The sequence below is a fragment of the Psychrobacter immobilis genome (genome assembly GCF_904846235.1).
Taxonomy (GTDB): Bacteria; Pseudomonadota; Gammaproteobacteria; order Pseudomonadales; family Moraxellaceae; genus Psychrobacter; species Psychrobacter immobilis_C.
Genome location: NZ_CAJGZN010000004.1, coordinates 153,459 through 168,510, shown reverse-complemented (window position 1 = coordinate 168,510; position 15,052 = coordinate 153,459). Strand labels below are relative to the sequence as shown.

Genomic DNA, 15,052 nt, shown 5'->3' with positions numbered 1-15,052 from the left:
ATACTTTGATATGCATCTTGCTATTTAAATACAGGTGCTTTGGAGTCTTGGTTGATGACCTTATCACCGCTTAAACGTCGCTTAATTTATGTGACTACTTTCGAAATTATCGCGATTATCTTATCTACTCTTATATTGATGAAACTCAGTCACAGTGATGCATCAGAATCCTTACCAATCGCCGTAATGATGTCGGTAGCAGCCGTCGTTTGGAACTTTATATATAATACCGCTTTTGAAGCGTGGGAGCGCCGCAGGCGTATTGTACGTCGTACGTTATGGATACGCAGTGTTCATGCTTTTGGTTTTGAAGGTGGGTTGGTATTGATCTGCTTGCCACTATATATGATTTGGTACGATGTTGGTCTAGTAAAAGCCTTTATGATGGAAGTAGCGCTACTGCTATTTTTCTTAGTTTACACTTTTACGTTTACTCTGATTTTTGACAAGATATTTACTTTACCTCATCATTCTAAACCCGCGACCGCTTCTTGATCAAAGGCATTGGATAAAAAAGGGCTACCATATTGGCAGCCCTTTTTTGATGGCATTATTGTTTATCTTGTTATTTACCTTGATATACAGGCTTACGCTTTGCTATAAAGGCGCTAACCCCTTCGATAAAGTCATCAGTTTTTGCCATTACGGTCTGTTGCTCTACTTCCGTATCTAAAGCTGCGCTCAAACCAGCGAAGGCGTGTACGTTGAAGCTCTCTTTCATAGCGGCCAACGCTTTGCCTGGCAACTGGCTCAATCGTAGCGCCAATGCTTGTACGGTGGCGTCTAGCTCGTCAGCACTAACCACGTTGTTTACCAGATTTAAGCGCGCCATATCTTCTGCTTTTAGCTTATCACCTAGCATTACAAGCTCAGTGGCTTTTGCTGCACCAACCAATTGGTTTAATAAGTAAATACCACCTGCATCTGGCACTAGGCCAATATTGACGAACGCTTGTACAAACTTCGCATTGTCTGCGGCAATTCGGAAGTCACAAGTAAGCGCCAAGTTCATACCAGCACCAGCTACAGCGCCTTCTAATTTGGCAATAATCGGCTTATGGATATGACGTAACTTTAAGCTGACTTCGCCTACGCCTTCTACCATGCCTCTTAATTTGTTTGAAACAATATCCTTGTCTAATCCTTCAGACAACATCTCTTTAATATCGCCGCCGCTTGAGAAGTTACCACCAGCCCCTTGTAAAATAATTGCACGTACTTGATCATCTGCGGCCGCTTTATCTAGCGCTATCAAGACTTGGTTTTTTAAGGGTGTGCCAAAAGCGTTTAAGCTTTTTGGATCGTTAAAGGTAATGGTAGCAATGTGCTCTGCAACTTGATAATCGACGAGAGACTGTGACATTTGAGATTTCCTTATTTTAAATGACTGTTTTAATATGTTGTATCAATGACAACGCTTTTAGATAAAGGTGAAAATGGTTCAATGCTGATTACTATAGCAGCTTGCTACGATTATAAAAGCGTGTTTTGTGGGCGCGTAAGACACATCTAAATACTGGTAAACTTTACTATTCTATCGTAAAAGCTGATGCTAGCTAATGAGACAAAACGACTGGCTCGTAAAAAGGCTATGACCTAAGGGGTTAATGGATTATGCTAATATGTTAGGTTGAGCGTAAAAGAGTCGTAAAAGACACAAGGGTACGCTCGAACTTTTCATTGATCAAACAAGGATGTGGTTATGCCAACTATCACTGTAAATAACGCTGATATTTATTACGAAGACAGCGCACCGAATGACACACAAAAGCCTGTTATGGTATTTGCTCATGGTCTACTGTGGAGCTCACAGATGTATGATAAGCAAGTGGAGCACTTTCAAACAGACTATCGTTGTATTGCTTTTGATTTTCGCGGGCAAGGTCAGTCGCAGGTTACCAAATCTGGCTACGATATGGAGACGCTGACTGAAGATACGCTTGGCTTACTTGCAGCGCTTGGTATTGATAAATGTCACTTCGTTGGGCTATCTATGGGCGGGTTCGTGGCTCAACGTATCGCGCTCAAACGCCCTGAGCTGCTATTGTCATTAACGCTGTTAGAAACCTCTGCTGACCCTGAAGATCCAAAAAACATACCTCAGTATCGCAAGCTGGTCAAAGCGATTCGCTGGCTAGGTATGAAGCGTGTGAGTAATAAAGTGATGCCAATCATGTTTGGCAGTACGTTTTTGGCGGACAAACTGCGCAAATCTGACCGTAAGCAGTGGCTAACAATGCTACAAAGCAATCGCAAGGGCGGTGTGGTCAAAGCAACAATGGGCGTGATTGAGCGTACCGGTACTTATGAGCAGTTGGGTGAGATTACAACGCCGACACTGATTGTGGTTGGTGATGAAGATGCTGCCACGCCTTATGCCAAATCTGAACGCATGCATTTTGCTATCGCTGGGTCTAAGCTTGCTATTATCAAAGGTGCGGGTCATACATCGACAGTAGAAGAGCCTGATCAAGTGAACCAGGTACTTCGTCAGTTTTTGGAAAGTTGTGCTTAATATAGCTACTGTGCGAGAGCTTTAAAACCTCATATCTATAAAAAACCTGAGCATATATCTATATAAAAAAGCCGCTACCTGTTATTTGATAGCGGCTTTTTGTATGGTGCAAGTTGTTAAATGGCAGATAGCTAGCTATATCAGCGATGACAGCTACATTCGTGAGCTGTACTGGCTATGCCCGTCATCAATGGTTCCAAAGGCTTCTGCACGATTGACAATCTCAGTCGCCCAAGCACGGTGCGTCGCAGGCTCTAGCATCGTATTATTGTACTTAAACACCGCTTTGGCTTCAGTGTGAAGGATCGCTTGCGCTTCATCCAGTGTACTCAGTGGCACACAGTAAGCTTGCTGTACCAATGCAATTTGGCTTGGATGAATGACAGTTTTGCCCACCATCCCTAAGCTGACATCTCGGTTTAGCTCTTGCATAAATAGCGTCGGTTGATCCAAGTACTCAAATACTGGCGCGGTAAGATAAAATCCGTGCGGCACAAAACAGCCCAGCATTTGATAAGCCAACGTACCGATAGGTGAATCGTAAACAATACTGTTTTTTGGGCGACGTAAGCGCAATGCTGCGAATAAGTCATTACCACCGATACGTAATGCAAAAACTGGCTGGCTAAACGCTTCTTTAAAAGCGATGGCAAGCTCCTGATTGTGATGCGGATTAAACAGCGCTGCGGTTTCGAGCGTCGGCATAAGTAGTTGATCTACTTTTAGGTTCTGACAAGCCATGCGCCAGTTAGATAGGCTATACATATCAACTTTTGGCATGACGAAACCATCGATAAGATCGATATGGGTATAGTCAGCCAGTTGCTGTAGCATCATCGGGCTACGTGGACGTATAAAGACCAGCGGACGCGTCGGATACTGGGCATGAATTTTCGCCGATTTAGATGGTGCATTGATGCTATTCACATGTTCTGCCCAAGTATCCAGCAGGGTGCGCAAACGCTCAAGCGCTAACTCTACATCCTGCTGACTGACCGCATCCTCTAGACAGATAATAATACTATTAATCGTCGGTAGTTTATCTCGCTTGATGACTTGCCAAATATCTTGGCGAGTCGCAGGCATGTATAAGCTAGCACCGAGCTGATATGGATGGTGTGTGTGCGGTTTGACCATCGCATGACGCTCAGTGATCAGATGCGCATAAGATTGGGTATCATTGTAAAGGTCTGACTCGGTTTTTAGCATATCTGACATAATTGGCATCATAAGTAGAGAATATAAGAGAACGAAAAAGAAAGTATTTAATACCGTTAAATGTATTAAGTGTCTTGGGAGCGCTGCTTGATAAGCGTGATGGCTTGATAAGGCAGTATTTTATCACCTAATACACTGATAGTGATGTTTCGTTGCGCACATAAGTGGCGTAGCAGCACGGTATCAGGGTGCTCAGCAGTGGCGAGCAATATGCGCTCTGGATCACGGCGCAATATGGCACGTGTTGCCTCGGCAATAGTCGGCTTAATACGGTTGCGATTGACGATATGATAATCTGCTGCCAGCGTCTCTATCAACGCCGCAGTCTGGTAGCGTGGCTGCTTGTAAGTCGGTAAACGAGTTGGAGTTGCAGCCAATGATCGTCTTACGGCATCGATATGATCAATAAATGCCAAGCTGTGATCTACCTCAATTAAATCATCATAAAAAACACTGCGATGCAGGCCTGTTGACGGCTCTGTATACAAACTGCGTGAAATTAATCCCGATACGGTGCTGTTTAACAACCCTGATGGGATCAACCAGTCTTCTTCACTAGCCGCCAGCCAAGCAACGCCAGCCGGATCGGCAAGAGTCAATAGCGGAATGACGTCAGCGCCTTGATGAAAAATATTGGCAAAATTAGCATGAGTAGAATCACTAAAAGTCTCTAGACTACGAGCCAACTCTTGATAAATAGCACCTTTACCTGTCCAGCCATCAACGAATACGACTGGACTGTTTGGATAAGCCTCTAGTAGCATTTGCAGTGCCACTGGATCAAGACCACGATCGCGAATGATACTGATGCCATAATGTACACTTGGCAAGCGATAGCTACTGTCTGTATCCGATAGCGCACGCTGCAATAATACCCCGATCGGTAGACCAGCTCGCACCAAACTGACCAAAACCAGTGGATACTCATCACTCACATTCTGCTGAAAAACATGATGTAGCGTATGAGACAAATGAGCGATATCGGTCGCGGTCCTTGTTGACCCTTGCTCTAATGCCTGTATGTATAGCTGCTCATGAATTGTAGTAGGTGCTTGCTCTAAAGTCAGCATGTCAGAGTAATGGCGTTGTCCGCTTTGGATAAGTGCTTCTTTTTGACTGACGGGCACATCGGCAACCGAGTCCTTATCCACCATATCGAGTAGGACAGTGACATCGCTTGCAAGATAGCTGCCTGAGCCATAGTTTTGCAGAGCAGCTCTTTTTATCTGTATATTAGGTAAAGTCATAGTATGAATAATAGCACTCGTGATGATAACAGTGGATTTGCGTGGCTGCAGTTTAAGCTGATGATTTAAACTAATGGTTTAGCCTGACGATTTAGACTGGTATTGCTCATGCAGTTGGCCATGATTGGGCATACCGTACCAGTCCAATAACTGCAAGAAAGGCAGGTCAGCTAAGCTATCACCAAAGCCAAAACTGGGACGCTGATGGTCTAAATGATGCTCTAATAAAAACTGTACCGCATGACGCTTATGAACCGCATGGGGCAATATCGCTAGGTTATTAGCATTCACATGTACATAGAAATCTTGATCAAAATCACGTATTAGAGTGGGCAGTTTCTCAGCTAAATCTACGAGCGCTTGATGGTCTTTCTGTGCATGTTTGATAGCCAGATAAATGGTTAGCTCTTCATCAACAGAACCATTATTAAAGCTATCGATATGCGGTGTAAATACTAGATGACTTTGCTCGCTTTGACTATGACTGGCAAACAATTGACTTAACTTAGTAAGCTTATCTTGCAATGGCACAAGCTTACTATATATATGCTGCTGCCAACTGCTCAGCAGCGCTCCGTCAGACGTTAAAATAATCGCTCCATGGGTCAATACTTGCCAGCTATCAAATAGCAGTTTAACGCGTTTTATTTCACTACGATCCCGCGCCGTCACTACGATTAATTCAGTGCTGGCAAGTAGCCAATTAAAAAAGGTTGCTTGGCGCTGGCTCATAAAACTCAGTGGCTCGTCTTGTTTATTGACCGTCGCACAAACCAAAGTTTCAGGCTCAGTAGTGGGTAAATCCCAAGCGTTAATTTTACGCTGGGTTTGGAACAACGTGTCATCCAAATCCATCAAGGCATAAGGCTTGATGATATCTGGGTTGGCTTTAAAAAATGAGGTAGTCATATGTTCCTATTGCATTGATTGTCTTTGAATAATTGACTTTGATGTACAAATTCGTCTATCAAGTTTTTTGTTCTCAAATAAGTTCTTACTGCATCAATTTTGAATAATAAATATGCTTCTAGTATGTAGAGAGGTATCATTGCAATATAAAATAGTGTTTGATTTTGAAAGAGAACGAGAGATAAAAAACCTACTATCAGTATCCAGATCAAGAAAAAAATAATAATGAAAATATTGAATCGATGATAGTTATTGCTCCAATAGCTACTTAAACCTCTAACCTTCTTGATGTACTGTCCATCTTCGAATCTTATTATAGAACCTGATTTTAAAGCGCTAAGCTCATGTAGGTTAATTTTTAAAAACTTCTGAGACATCAGAAACTCTATTTCTTCAACCTTATAGTCTTTGAGTAGGTACAAGCGCTTGTAAAAAAGTTGCTTGATTAGGAATGGTTGGTTACTCAGTCGTTCAAGAAAATTTTCGTCATCAATTATTTTATAGAGCATTTCAAACTGTTTATCATCTTTAGCATCAACACGATTAACGATATAAATAAAAAGCTTTACTAATACGAAAATACCGGAAAATATAAGCGCTATGATTGCTAGTGAGGATTCACCAAACCCTGTAATGGTTTTGATATAAGTCAGGAGCTCAGCTATTTCCATGACCTGCACCTACCACCAGCACGTTATCCAAACCTTGCCACATAGCATCCACGCTATCAGCTGATGTTTCTATACACAACACTATCAAATCCCAATTACTAGGCTCAACGTTATAAGCAAAATTGGTCATACCCAGCCCGTAATTGTCACTAAAGCTCAGCATCGTGGTAATTGCTCCACCAAGCGCAATCGGTGAACGGGTTAATGCGCTAAAATTAACCATGGACGCTGTATCGTCGTTGAGCTTGTCGGACTCTGTTTCAAGCCATTCAGCCAATAGAAATGGCAACCAAACAAACTCATTGCTACCCAATACTAGGATTCTTTTTGGTAGCTGAGTAACATCGAAGTTTTCCTGGCCATCGAAGCGCGTAAATGCAGTCTGAAAACTTGAAAGATAGTTAGCAAAACCCTCTGTACTGTCTAGCGTTGGAAAACGCCCCCAGTTGCCCGTATCACCGAGCGCCTGACTACCAGCGGCAGTAGTATCAACCGATGGCATCGTGATGGGTTCAGGATTGGGTGCATCTGTCCATTGCCATGCACCAGACAGTAAATGATGACGATGAAACTCAATACCAGCGAGACGATCGGCCATACGTGCAGGTTTAGCATCTGACTGTGGATTAGGTGTTTCTTGATCTAATGACCAGTCGACCAATGTTGTTAGATGCACTTGCTCTAACTGGCTCAGTCCTGCTTCACGTAAGGCAGTGACGACATTCACACAGGTATTACCCGTTGAGGCTTCATCATCGACCATAATCAGTGTTTTACTAGCCAGTAGCTGCGCTTGAGTAACGCTATCTTTACTCTGATAAATCAAATGCTGGCTGGCATGACTGTGGTCTTCACAAAATGTCGTCAGCAAGGAGTCGGTACCATTCGGATCACTACTTTCATCGTGCTGTGCATGACGCGTAGAGTTCAATAGCAGAGCTTGAGGATAGCGCGTTTGGAGTGCTTGATGGACACCAGCAGATAGACCAACAGCGGTCTCTGCCATACCAATGACTAGTACTGGTTCAGCCAAGTCACTAGGCACTAAATCAGCCAAATCAGTAAATGCGTTTCGCATAGTGCTTGGCGCAACGGGAATATGACGACCTAGTACTTTTGAGACAAACAAAAACGCACGCTTTGGATTGATACGCTGTGCAAATCCAAGTAAGTCTTCTAATTGATAATGGTCGTGTTGTTCTGCGCCATTTTTATTAGTGACTGATTTATTAGTGGCTGAGTTGGTTTGGTAAGTCAGATCTAGCGTACCACGGGGTAGGGTGATGGTCGTACTGTGTTGCTCATTTAACATTCATATTCCTTGGCGCTTTTATTTATATATCGAATAGATTTCTTAACCCTGACAGCCAACCAGCCATAAGGCACTGCGACTTTGCTTGCTTAGCTGAGGTGTTGTAAGAGGCGTAGCACTGGTCAAATCAGACGTGTTCTCCAAACTGATGCCAGCGCTCGCCAGTAGGGCAGATAATAACTGAAATTTCACCGCATAGTTCATATTTTGTGCATGTTCATGTACCAGACTGGATGTGACCATACCGACCACCTCTCCAGTCGGCAATAATAAAGGACTACCACTAGATCCAGGCTGAATGGGTGCGGTGAATTGCATATGACGGATATCGTTATTTAAACCTGTCAATCCTGATATACAGCCTTGAGTGACTTGCAGTTGGCTACTCAGTCCTGATAACGGAAACCCCAGTGTGGTAATGGTCTCACCCAATATATCAACACATTGCTGCGCCAATGGGAGGTAGCTAGGCAAAGGGTCGCTAACTCTAATAATAGCTGAATCGCTTCCGATATCGCTGAATACGACTTGTGCCTCGCGATCAGGCTGACCTTGCTGACGTATGCCAACCATTGCTGCTGACTCAATCACATGATAGCAGGTCAGCAGATGATAGGGATCAATAGCAAACGCTGTTCCTGTCCAAGTCTCGCCTGCTTGTACATGACGGGGAGGGCGAGCTTCGTTTTTTGGTTGAGTACGCTGCTGCTGTTGCGCTTCTTGAATAAGTGTATGTGTGCTAGGTGGACGAATATCCAGACTAACCTGTACATGATGCTCAAGGCTTGCTAAGCCTTGTGTTGATGCCTCACCAAGTGCCCGACACTTGAACTGTCCATTACGCTGATATATTTCTAATATAATCGCTGCTTTGACATGCCGCTCGTTCGTTGTGAAGTTATAGCGAATATCTCCGTTGTTGAGCGTGAGGCTTACGTCGTTCAACTCTACCGCTGGCAAGTTTAGGCTTGGCTCATGATAAACATAAGCAATCAGTTGTAAGAAACTAACGCCAAGCGTATCAAATAGCTGGGGTAAATCTAACTGCCATGTACTTGGATTATCCTTGTTATCGAGCTGAGCCCAGTCTTTAGACTCATGTAAATAAGCAGGACTACAAACGGCTTTACGATAGGCATCTAATGGCAACCACAATAGCCCAAGCTGCTGTCCAAATCCCAATGATTTAGTAGTAGAAAATGCGATCGAACACTTTGTATTTTCGATAACCGTATTGGCTCCTAGCACTAATTCGACTTGCTTCAACATCACATTTCCTTAGTTTATTTGCGTGATTATAATTATTTTTATTGTTTAATGATTTTATCCTTGAGACTAAAGTCTGACTATACAAAGGTTTTTTATTTTATTTTGAACCTATTATTCTACAAAGAGAAAATGTTAATAGGTGTTTTAATATATAGTTAAGATTAATTGCATAATAGATATATCAAGATATATAGGTTTAAATAGTTTCGGAATTCCTTTTAATAATTAATTACTTTTAGAAAATAATGATGGGGGTTTATAGTCTAGCCATTTGTCGGTTAATGTAGCCACTTATCGGACAAAGCCATATAGTGTATTGCTACAAAACAAGATTCCGGTGATAATACAATCAAAATCTATTGCTATTTAGTAACTCTACTGTGACTAAGTGTTATCTGTAAATTCTAAATATAGTATTTGATTTAAACCTATTAATTCTAATCTTATTTTCAAGCTTATTACTGTTTCTCGATTAATGAATTTCTAGTAGTTAGAGCGCTTATATGCCTAATAACTATAAAAATCGAAGTTTCATCTACTGAATATAGTTCATTTCTTATAATATAAAAGATATATAAAAACTATCATATGGTTGATGTCTGCATATCTTTTATATTGTGAGAAAGCCAGTTGGTCGGACCTTTGAAACGTTATTCACATTAGCTTATCTAGATGGCTTGATATAAGAAAGCGTAGCAGTATTTTAAGAAAAGGAGTGCTCTGTGAAATTCTCTTGTGCATTAGAAACGTCTTCTGAACGTATTCGTCTGGTCAATGTTATTTCGCCGCTTATCAAAGCAGGTTATCAGCTGGTCTCCCAAAGACAAGAGGCTTCAGAGAATGGTGGTAATATCATTCATGTGATCGCAAGAAGCCTAGGCTCTAAAACGCAAGCAGATCTAATCGATGACTTGTCTTCAATTGAAGGCTGTACGCTTTTTAATCTAGAAATCGATGAAGAGGGCGGCTCGTCAGCTGCCCCTGCAAAGAAGACATTGGATGAGAAAAGCGTCTTATCAGCCATCGGTGCTTATTACCCTAAAATAGCAGATATTGTCAGTCAGTATGAAGATAGTTTACCTATTGAGCGACGTGTGACGGCATTGCAGGAGTTGGGTCGTAAGGTTGGCGGCGGTATTTACCAGCGTGATTATTCACTTGGTAGTCCACTAAAGATGCCTACTACGATCACTCGTGAGCTTGTACCAGCACTAAAAGGTCTGTCTAAAGTTAAAGCAAAGAATAATGTGATCTATTTAATCAAATGTCCATTCTGTAAGTCGTCAGATCATACTCACTCAGGATGCCATTTTATTGTGGGCTATATAGAAGGCTTTTTGGCAAGCAACCCTGCTATAGATGTGGTTCAAGTTGAAGAGACTAACTGCGGCGCAGGCAGTACCAATATTTGTGAATTTACCATTGGGTAAGAAAAACTGCGTGTAGATAATTTCATGTCTATGCAAAAAAATCAACGAGCGAATGACGCACCATGTTGCAATAAAAGTAACGTTATTTGACTCAATTCTTATGATAGATAAAAGGCAAAAAAATGATGGAAGTTGAATATAACTTACTTTTGGTGTTGGTCTCATACGCCATTGCAGTATTTGGTTCTTATGTTGGCTTAAACCTTGCCATTCGAGTACCTTCTGCTAAGCCAGGAACGGATTTGTATTTTTGGGTAGCGCTATCATCGATTGCTATCGGTGGTGCGATTTGGTCTATGCATTATATCGGTATGATGGCTGTAGATATGAAGATGCCTGTGACTTATGACTTAGGGCTAACAATTGTCTCAATGCTACTCGCGATTTGTTTCGTTGCAGTTGGTATTGTTATCGTAGGTCGTGGTGAACCAAGCGTTGCTAAGTTAATCGGTGGCGGTGTGCTTACTGGGCTAGGTGTTGCAGCCATGCATTATACTGGTATGGCTTCTATGCAAATGGACGCTATCATGTCATACAATATACCGCTGCTTATCCTATCGATTGTGATTGCTATTGCAGCTGCTATCGCTGCGCTATGGTTGGCATTCAATCTACGTGGTACATTACAGCGTTTTGGTAGTGCCTTCATCATGGGTCTTGCAGTTTGTGGTATGCATTACACTGGTATAGCCGCGATGGAAATGACGATGACTGATCATTCGATGTCTATGGATTATACGCATGCAGGTGCTATTTCTTCATCAATTATGATCTTCATCGGTTCAGCAATTGTATTAAGCTTACTATGGGTCATCGCTTCTAAAAATGCACCTAAGCAAGCGACACTAGCATTTGGCGAGTAATTTTAAACGCTCATTTTTAATACCAATTGAAAGTGAAAATAAAAAAGGGTTTTTAGATATTAATCTAAAAACCTTTTTTATGCCTATTCAAATCATTTGCTAACCACGTGCATGCTTAGCAGACTATTTATTCATCACCCTTTTCAATTTTCACACTCATCATAATAGAGCGTACTTGGCATGGTTCAATATGCTGAATATTGGTCTCTAAGTTAGGTCTCTCTGATAACCCCAACCAATAAGAAAACCCAATTTGCGTTAAGTCAATCCCGCTATGAGATGTATAACCAATACCACCTGATGGACGACTATTGATCTCAAGAACACGGTGCTGACCGCTATCATCAGCCTTAGTTTGTACACTGACGATGCCATCACAGCCAAAAGCCCTAATCAGTGGGATTACGACATCCATGACAGACTGCTCATAACCAACGTGTTGTATTTTCCCTGTTTTATGACGAGTAACAGCAGCTAGGACTTCACCATATTCACAGACCACATCGATAGAGTATTCTTGCCCTGATAAATAAGGCATAAGCAGCATGGGAATAGGGCGCTCATGTACCATTTGACTGTTAGTATAGGCATTTACAAATTGGGCTGTATTTATTTTTTTCTCTTCAGTGAAATATAAGTGCTCAAAGCTATCGTACTGCTCGTCATATTCTTTACCAGTGTCTAGTCGCCAAAACCCTTGTGCAAAAATACCGACGACAGGTTTCACGCATAGAGGTTGGTCACCATGCTCGGCTAATAAAGCCTCAAGCTCCGCCGTATTATTAAAACGCCATGCGTCTGCCACTGGAATGTTATGAGTGTGACAATGCTGCATAAAAGCAAATTTATCATCGATTGATTCTAGTGCTGTTACGCTGGTTGCGCCCGTCAATAAGCGAATACCAGCAGCGTCAAATTTCTCACGATGCACTTCATAATCGATACCATTGCGTCCAGTCAGTAGTACTTTTACGTTATGCTTTTGAGCTTGCTCCAATACGAACTGCCAACGTGGTATAGCAGTTTCATCAGTCATTTGGATATCAGTATCTACGATCGAGTCAGATGGCTCACGATAAATCATATCGGCGAATTCGAAAATCTCAGGTCTATCATGACGGTGTGAGGCAATAACTTGAAAAGGGTTATTTGATTTGCTCTTTAGACTTTGTAAGCTCTCTAACATATCACGCTGGCTAGATTGGCCTTCAGCTAACCACGCTGCTACTGGCATTGAAGGGTTACTATTGTCAGCAAGATTATTCATAATTCTCTCAGCGTTGTCGTTAGGTGTAGGGGAATGGGCAAGTCAATATTGCTACTGCAAATCTAGTAGTAATATTAGCAAAGGTATACGGTTTAATAGGACGTATTATATACAAATGATATGCGTTATAAACGCCTCTAATAAAATAGTCACAGGGATTTGTAAGGATGACTTTAGCGCTTATATCGCGATTGTCTGGTTCAAAAAATTCATAATATCCATGCTACTATATGACGACAGTCAGCATGACAATGACAACAGCATAATAAACAATCTAAAGGACGTATGATGAGTCAAAATCAACCTCAAAAACTAATTGCAGGTGCCAATGCACCACTATCAACTGACAATATTAGCATTCGTATTTTAAGCCAAAATGCCATCGATTGTGCCGCTTATCGCCTGACTAATGACGGAAAAGTACGCGGTGATGGTGACATGATATTTTATGGTCAGACGCGTAGTGATGACGGCAATGTTAGCTTCCGAGGTCATGACAGTGATGGTTTTTTTGATGTTAACTTGTCTGCACAGCCTGCAAATATTGAGAAAATTGCATTAGCGTTCTCTAGTGCGCAAACATTGTCGCAAGTTGGCGATGTGGACATTCAAGTTCTGCAAGGTAATCAAGTGCTAATGACTTGTCAGCTGAGTAGCGCTGGACGTAATGAAAAGGCCATTATATTGGCTGAATGCTATCGCAGACAAGGGAGCTGGAAATTCCGTTTTATCGCCCAAGGTTTTGAGGGAGGGTTAAAACCTTTGTCTGAGCATTTTGGTGTTGAAATAGCTGATGACGCACCTGCTCAAAATCATAATCCTGCACCAAGCCAACCTCAACCTATCAACACGCAGCGACCAATCAATACGCAAAAAGCAGGCAGCATGTCTCAAGCTAACAACCCGCCACCGATTCCTGCCAGTCCTTCGATTAACTTAAGTAAAATAACCTTAACTAAAAACCAATCTAGCATTAATCTAAAAAAACGTGATGACTTTGGCAAAATTTCAGTCAATTTAGACTGGAACCAACGCCCTCAAAGTGATAAATCAGCGCCCAAAAAAGGCATACTGGGAGACCTGTTTAAGCAGCATCAATCAAGCGGTATCGATTTAGATGTCGGCGCTATGATTCATCTAAAAAACGGTGAAAAAACCCTGATTCAAGCGTTGGGCAATCGCTTTGGTAGTTTACAATCAGCGCCTTATGTTTGCCTACGTGCGGATGATAGAACGGGGCAGGTAAGTGGCGGTGAATGGCTAGATATTAACGGTCAGCAATGGTCACAGATTGAAGAAGTATTTATCTTTGCATTTATCTATGAAGGCGCACCTAACTGGGAAAAAACCGATGGGGTTGTGACTATTCATGTCCCAGAGCAATCACCGATTGAGACACGTTTGACCGAAGGTGCTGGTAACTTACCGATGTGTGCCATTGCCCGTTTGGTCAATCAGCAGGGCAGTATTAATGTTGAGCGTATCAACCAATATTTCAAAGGTCATCAAGAGATGGACAAAGCGTTTAATTGGGGCTTTAGCTGGAAACGTGGACGTAAATAGTATTCTTAACTATAGATAATAAGCATAAAAGAGCGGCCCATCTATTGATAGATGGGCCGCTCTTTTTTGAAATAAACTACTTAACTAGATTGGTAATAATCCAGTTCAAGTCTCAAGTCAATTATGCATGCGGTGTTATAGCAGGCATTAAGTCGTGGAAAGTACGGCCAGAAGCTGTCTCGCCAATCGCATGCATTTTCCACTCATTATTATGACGATAGACCTTTGCCATTACCATCGCTGTATGTCCACCTTGGGCAGACAAGTTATAACGTGCTACTTCGCTATTGTTATTGGCATTAACGATACGGCAAAAAGCATTTTCTACGGTCTCAAACGTTTGACCAGTAAAGCTATTGACCGTAAATACCAATGAGACCACATTAGCAGGTACTCTTGAGAGGTCAACGTTGATGACTTCATCATCGCCATCACCGTCGCCAGTACGGTTATCACCAGTATGCACGATACTGCCGTCTTTCGATTTTAGCTGACTAAACCAAATGGCATCGACCGCTTGCTTATTAGCATCAAACATAATGCATGAAGCATCTAAATCGATAGAATCGCCGCCAGAACCGCCGCCGAATAATTTTCCTAAGAAGCCACCTTTTTTATCTTGTGGCCCTTGCGCAACATCCCAGCCTAGACCTAGTTTAACTTGAGTCAGCTCGCCACCAGCCTCTTTGCTTAGGGAGATTTTTTGACCTTTTTGAAGACTAACTGCCATGTGAGTATCCTTATAATAATTGTGGGTAAAACCGTTGAAAAATAACGCTAAAAAGTAT

The 15,052-nt window shown here is 42.0% G+C and carries 14 protein-coding genes; 5 read left to right on the top strand and 9 right to left on the bottom strand.

Going from position 1 to position 15,052, the window contains the following annotated elements; translation table 11 throughout:
- Window positions 1-54 precede the first annotated feature (54 nt).
- Window positions 55-495, top strand: coding sequence for a PACE efflux transporter (locus tag JMX07_RS04185; protein ID WP_201606556.1), 441 nt, complete (start codon window positions 55-57; stop codon window positions 493-495).
- Window positions 496-565: 70 nt separating this feature from the next.
- Here JMX07_RS04185 and JMX07_RS04180 read toward each other — a convergent pair whose 3' ends face one another.
- Window positions 566-1,363 (bottom strand): enoyl-CoA hydratase/isomerase family protein, encoded by a 798-nt coding sequence (locus JMX07_RS04180; protein WP_201606463.1) that lies wholly within the window; start codon window positions 1,361-1,363, stop codon window positions 566-568.
- A 339-nt stretch (window positions 1,364-1,702) separates the two neighbouring features.
- On the opposite strand from JMX07_RS04180, the gene JMX07_RS04175 reads away from it, so the two are divergent.
- The gene (locus tag JMX07_RS04175) at window positions 1,703-2,515 is read left to right on the top strand and encodes an alpha/beta fold hydrolase (protein WP_201606462.1); all 813 of its coding nucleotides are present in this window, start codon (window positions 1,703-1,705) and stop codon (window positions 2,513-2,515) included.
- A gap of 153 nt (window positions 2,516-2,668) precedes the next feature.
- Here JMX07_RS04175 and JMX07_RS04170 read toward each other — a convergent pair whose 3' ends face one another.
- From JMX07_RS04170 to JMX07_RS04145, 6 genes are all read right to left on the bottom strand, one after another.
- Window positions 2,669-3,733, bottom strand: coding sequence for an HpcH/HpaI aldolase/citrate lyase family protein (locus tag JMX07_RS04170; RefSeq protein ID WP_227684613.1), 1,065 nt, complete (start codon window positions 3,731-3,733; stop codon window positions 2,669-2,671).
- Between the two features lie 65 nt (window positions 3,734-3,798).
- On the bottom strand, window positions 3,799-4,980 hold the full coding sequence (locus tag JMX07_RS04165; RefSeq protein WP_201606461.1) for a cysteine protease StiP domain-containing protein: 1,182 nt from the start codon (window positions 4,978-4,980) through the stop codon (window positions 3,799-3,801).
- 78 nt (window positions 4,981-5,058) lie between these two features.
- Entirely contained in the window at window positions 5,059-5,889 is an 831-nt protein-coding gene (locus tag JMX07_RS04160; protein ID WP_201606460.1) for an HAD hydrolase family protein, read from the bottom strand.
- Window positions 5,886-6,560, bottom strand: a complete 675-nt coding sequence (locus JMX07_RS04155) for a hypothetical protein (protein WP_201606458.1) — start codon at window positions 6,558-6,560, stop codon at window positions 5,886-5,888. The genes JMX07_RS04160 and JMX07_RS04155 overlap by 4 nt, the downstream gene beginning before the upstream one ends.
- Entirely contained in the window at window positions 6,547-7,872 is a 1,326-nt protein-coding gene (locus tag JMX07_RS04150; protein WP_201606456.1) for a phosphoribosyltransferase domain-containing protein, read from the bottom strand. The genes JMX07_RS04155 and JMX07_RS04150 overlap by 14 nt, the downstream gene beginning before the upstream one ends.
- Before the next feature lie 42 nt (window positions 7,873-7,914).
- Entirely contained in the window at window positions 7,915-9,141 is a 1,227-nt protein-coding gene (locus JMX07_RS04145) for a trypsin-like peptidase domain-containing protein (protein ID WP_201606453.1), read from the bottom strand.
- A 722-nt stretch (window positions 9,142-9,863) separates the two neighbouring features.
- On the opposite strand from JMX07_RS04145, the gene JMX07_RS04140 reads away from it, so the two are divergent.
- Both JMX07_RS04140 and JMX07_RS04135 read left to right on the top strand, forming a co-directional pair.
- Window positions 9,864-10,571 carry a hypothetical protein gene (locus JMX07_RS04140; protein WP_165596808.1) on the top strand — a complete coding sequence of 236 codons (708 nt, stop codon included), beginning with the start codon at window positions 9,864-9,866 and terminating at the stop codon, window positions 10,569-10,571.
- 122 nt (window positions 10,572-10,693) lie between these two features.
- On the top strand, window positions 10,694-11,434 hold the full coding sequence (locus JMX07_RS04135; protein ID WP_201606451.1) for an MHYT domain-containing protein: 741 nt from the start codon (window positions 10,694-10,696) through the stop codon (window positions 11,432-11,434).
- Between the two features lie 127 nt (window positions 11,435-11,561).
- On the opposite strand, the gene JMX07_RS04130 is transcribed toward JMX07_RS04135, so the two are convergent.
- The gene (locus JMX07_RS04130) at window positions 11,562-12,701 is read right to left on the bottom strand and encodes an ATP-grasp domain-containing protein (RefSeq protein ID WP_201606448.1); all 1,140 of its coding nucleotides are present in this window, start codon (window positions 12,699-12,701) and stop codon (window positions 11,562-11,564) included.
- Window positions 12,702-12,989: 288 nt separating this feature from the next.
- Between JMX07_RS04130 and JMX07_RS04125 the strand changes: the two genes are divergently transcribed.
- On the top strand, window positions 12,990-14,264 hold the full coding sequence (locus JMX07_RS04125; protein ID WP_201606447.1) for a TerD family protein: 1,275 nt from the start codon (window positions 12,990-12,992) through the stop codon (window positions 14,262-14,264).
- 121 nt (window positions 14,265-14,385) lie between these two features.
- Here JMX07_RS04125 and JMX07_RS04120 read toward each other — a convergent pair whose 3' ends face one another.
- Window positions 14,386-14,994, bottom strand: coding sequence for a TerD family protein (locus JMX07_RS04120; RefSeq protein WP_057760836.1), 609 nt, complete (start codon window positions 14,992-14,994; stop codon window positions 14,386-14,388).
- Window positions 14,995-15,052: the final 58 nt, after the last annotated feature.

Excerpts from the sequence above, each read along its gene's own strand:
- JMX07_RS04135 (WP_201606451.1), top strand. The coding sequence starts at position 10,694 with ATGATGGAAGTTGAATATAACTTACTTTTGGTGTTGGTCTCATACGCC.
- JMX07_RS04120 (WP_057760836.1), bottom strand. The coding sequence starts at position 14,994 with ATGGCAGTTAGTCTTCAAAAAGGTCAAAAAATCTCCCTAAGCAAAGAG.
- JMX07_RS04165 (WP_201606461.1), bottom strand. The coding sequence starts at position 4,980 with ATGACTTTACCTAATATACAGATAAAAAGAGCTGCTCTGCAAAACTAT.
- JMX07_RS04125 (WP_201606447.1), top strand. The coding sequence starts at position 12,990 with ATGAGTCAAAATCAACCTCAAAAACTAATTGCAGGTGCCAATGCACCA.
- JMX07_RS04150 (WP_201606456.1), bottom strand. The coding sequence starts at position 7,872 with ATGTTAAATGAGCAACACAGTACGACCATCACCCTACCCCGTGGTACG.
- JMX07_RS04175 (WP_201606462.1), top strand. The coding sequence starts at position 1,703 with ATGCCAACTATCACTGTAAATAACGCTGATATTTATTACGAAGACAGC.
- JMX07_RS04130 (WP_201606448.1), bottom strand. The coding sequence starts at position 12,701 with ATGAATAATCTTGCTGACAATAGTAACCCTTCAATGCCAGTAGCAGCG.
- JMX07_RS04145 (WP_201606453.1), bottom strand. The coding sequence starts at position 9,141 with ATGTTGAAGCAAGTCGAATTAGTGCTAGGAGCCAATACGGTTATCGAA.
- JMX07_RS04160 (WP_201606460.1), bottom strand. The coding sequence starts at position 5,889 with ATGACTACCTCATTTTTTAAAGCCAACCCAGATATCATCAAGCCTTAT.
- JMX07_RS04170 (WP_227684613.1), bottom strand. The coding sequence starts at position 3,733 with ATGTCAGATATGCTAAAAACCGAGTCAGACCTTTACAATGATACCCAA.
- JMX07_RS04185 (WP_201606556.1), top strand. The coding sequence starts at position 55 with ATGACCTTATCACCGCTTAAACGTCGCTTAATTTATGTGACTACTTTC.
- JMX07_RS04180 (WP_201606463.1), bottom strand. The coding sequence starts at position 1,363 with ATGTCACAGTCTCTCGTCGATTATCAAGTTGCAGAGCACATTGCTACC.
- JMX07_RS04155 (WP_201606458.1), bottom strand. The coding sequence starts at position 6,560 with ATGGAAATAGCTGAGCTCCTGACTTATATCAAAACCATTACAGGGTTT.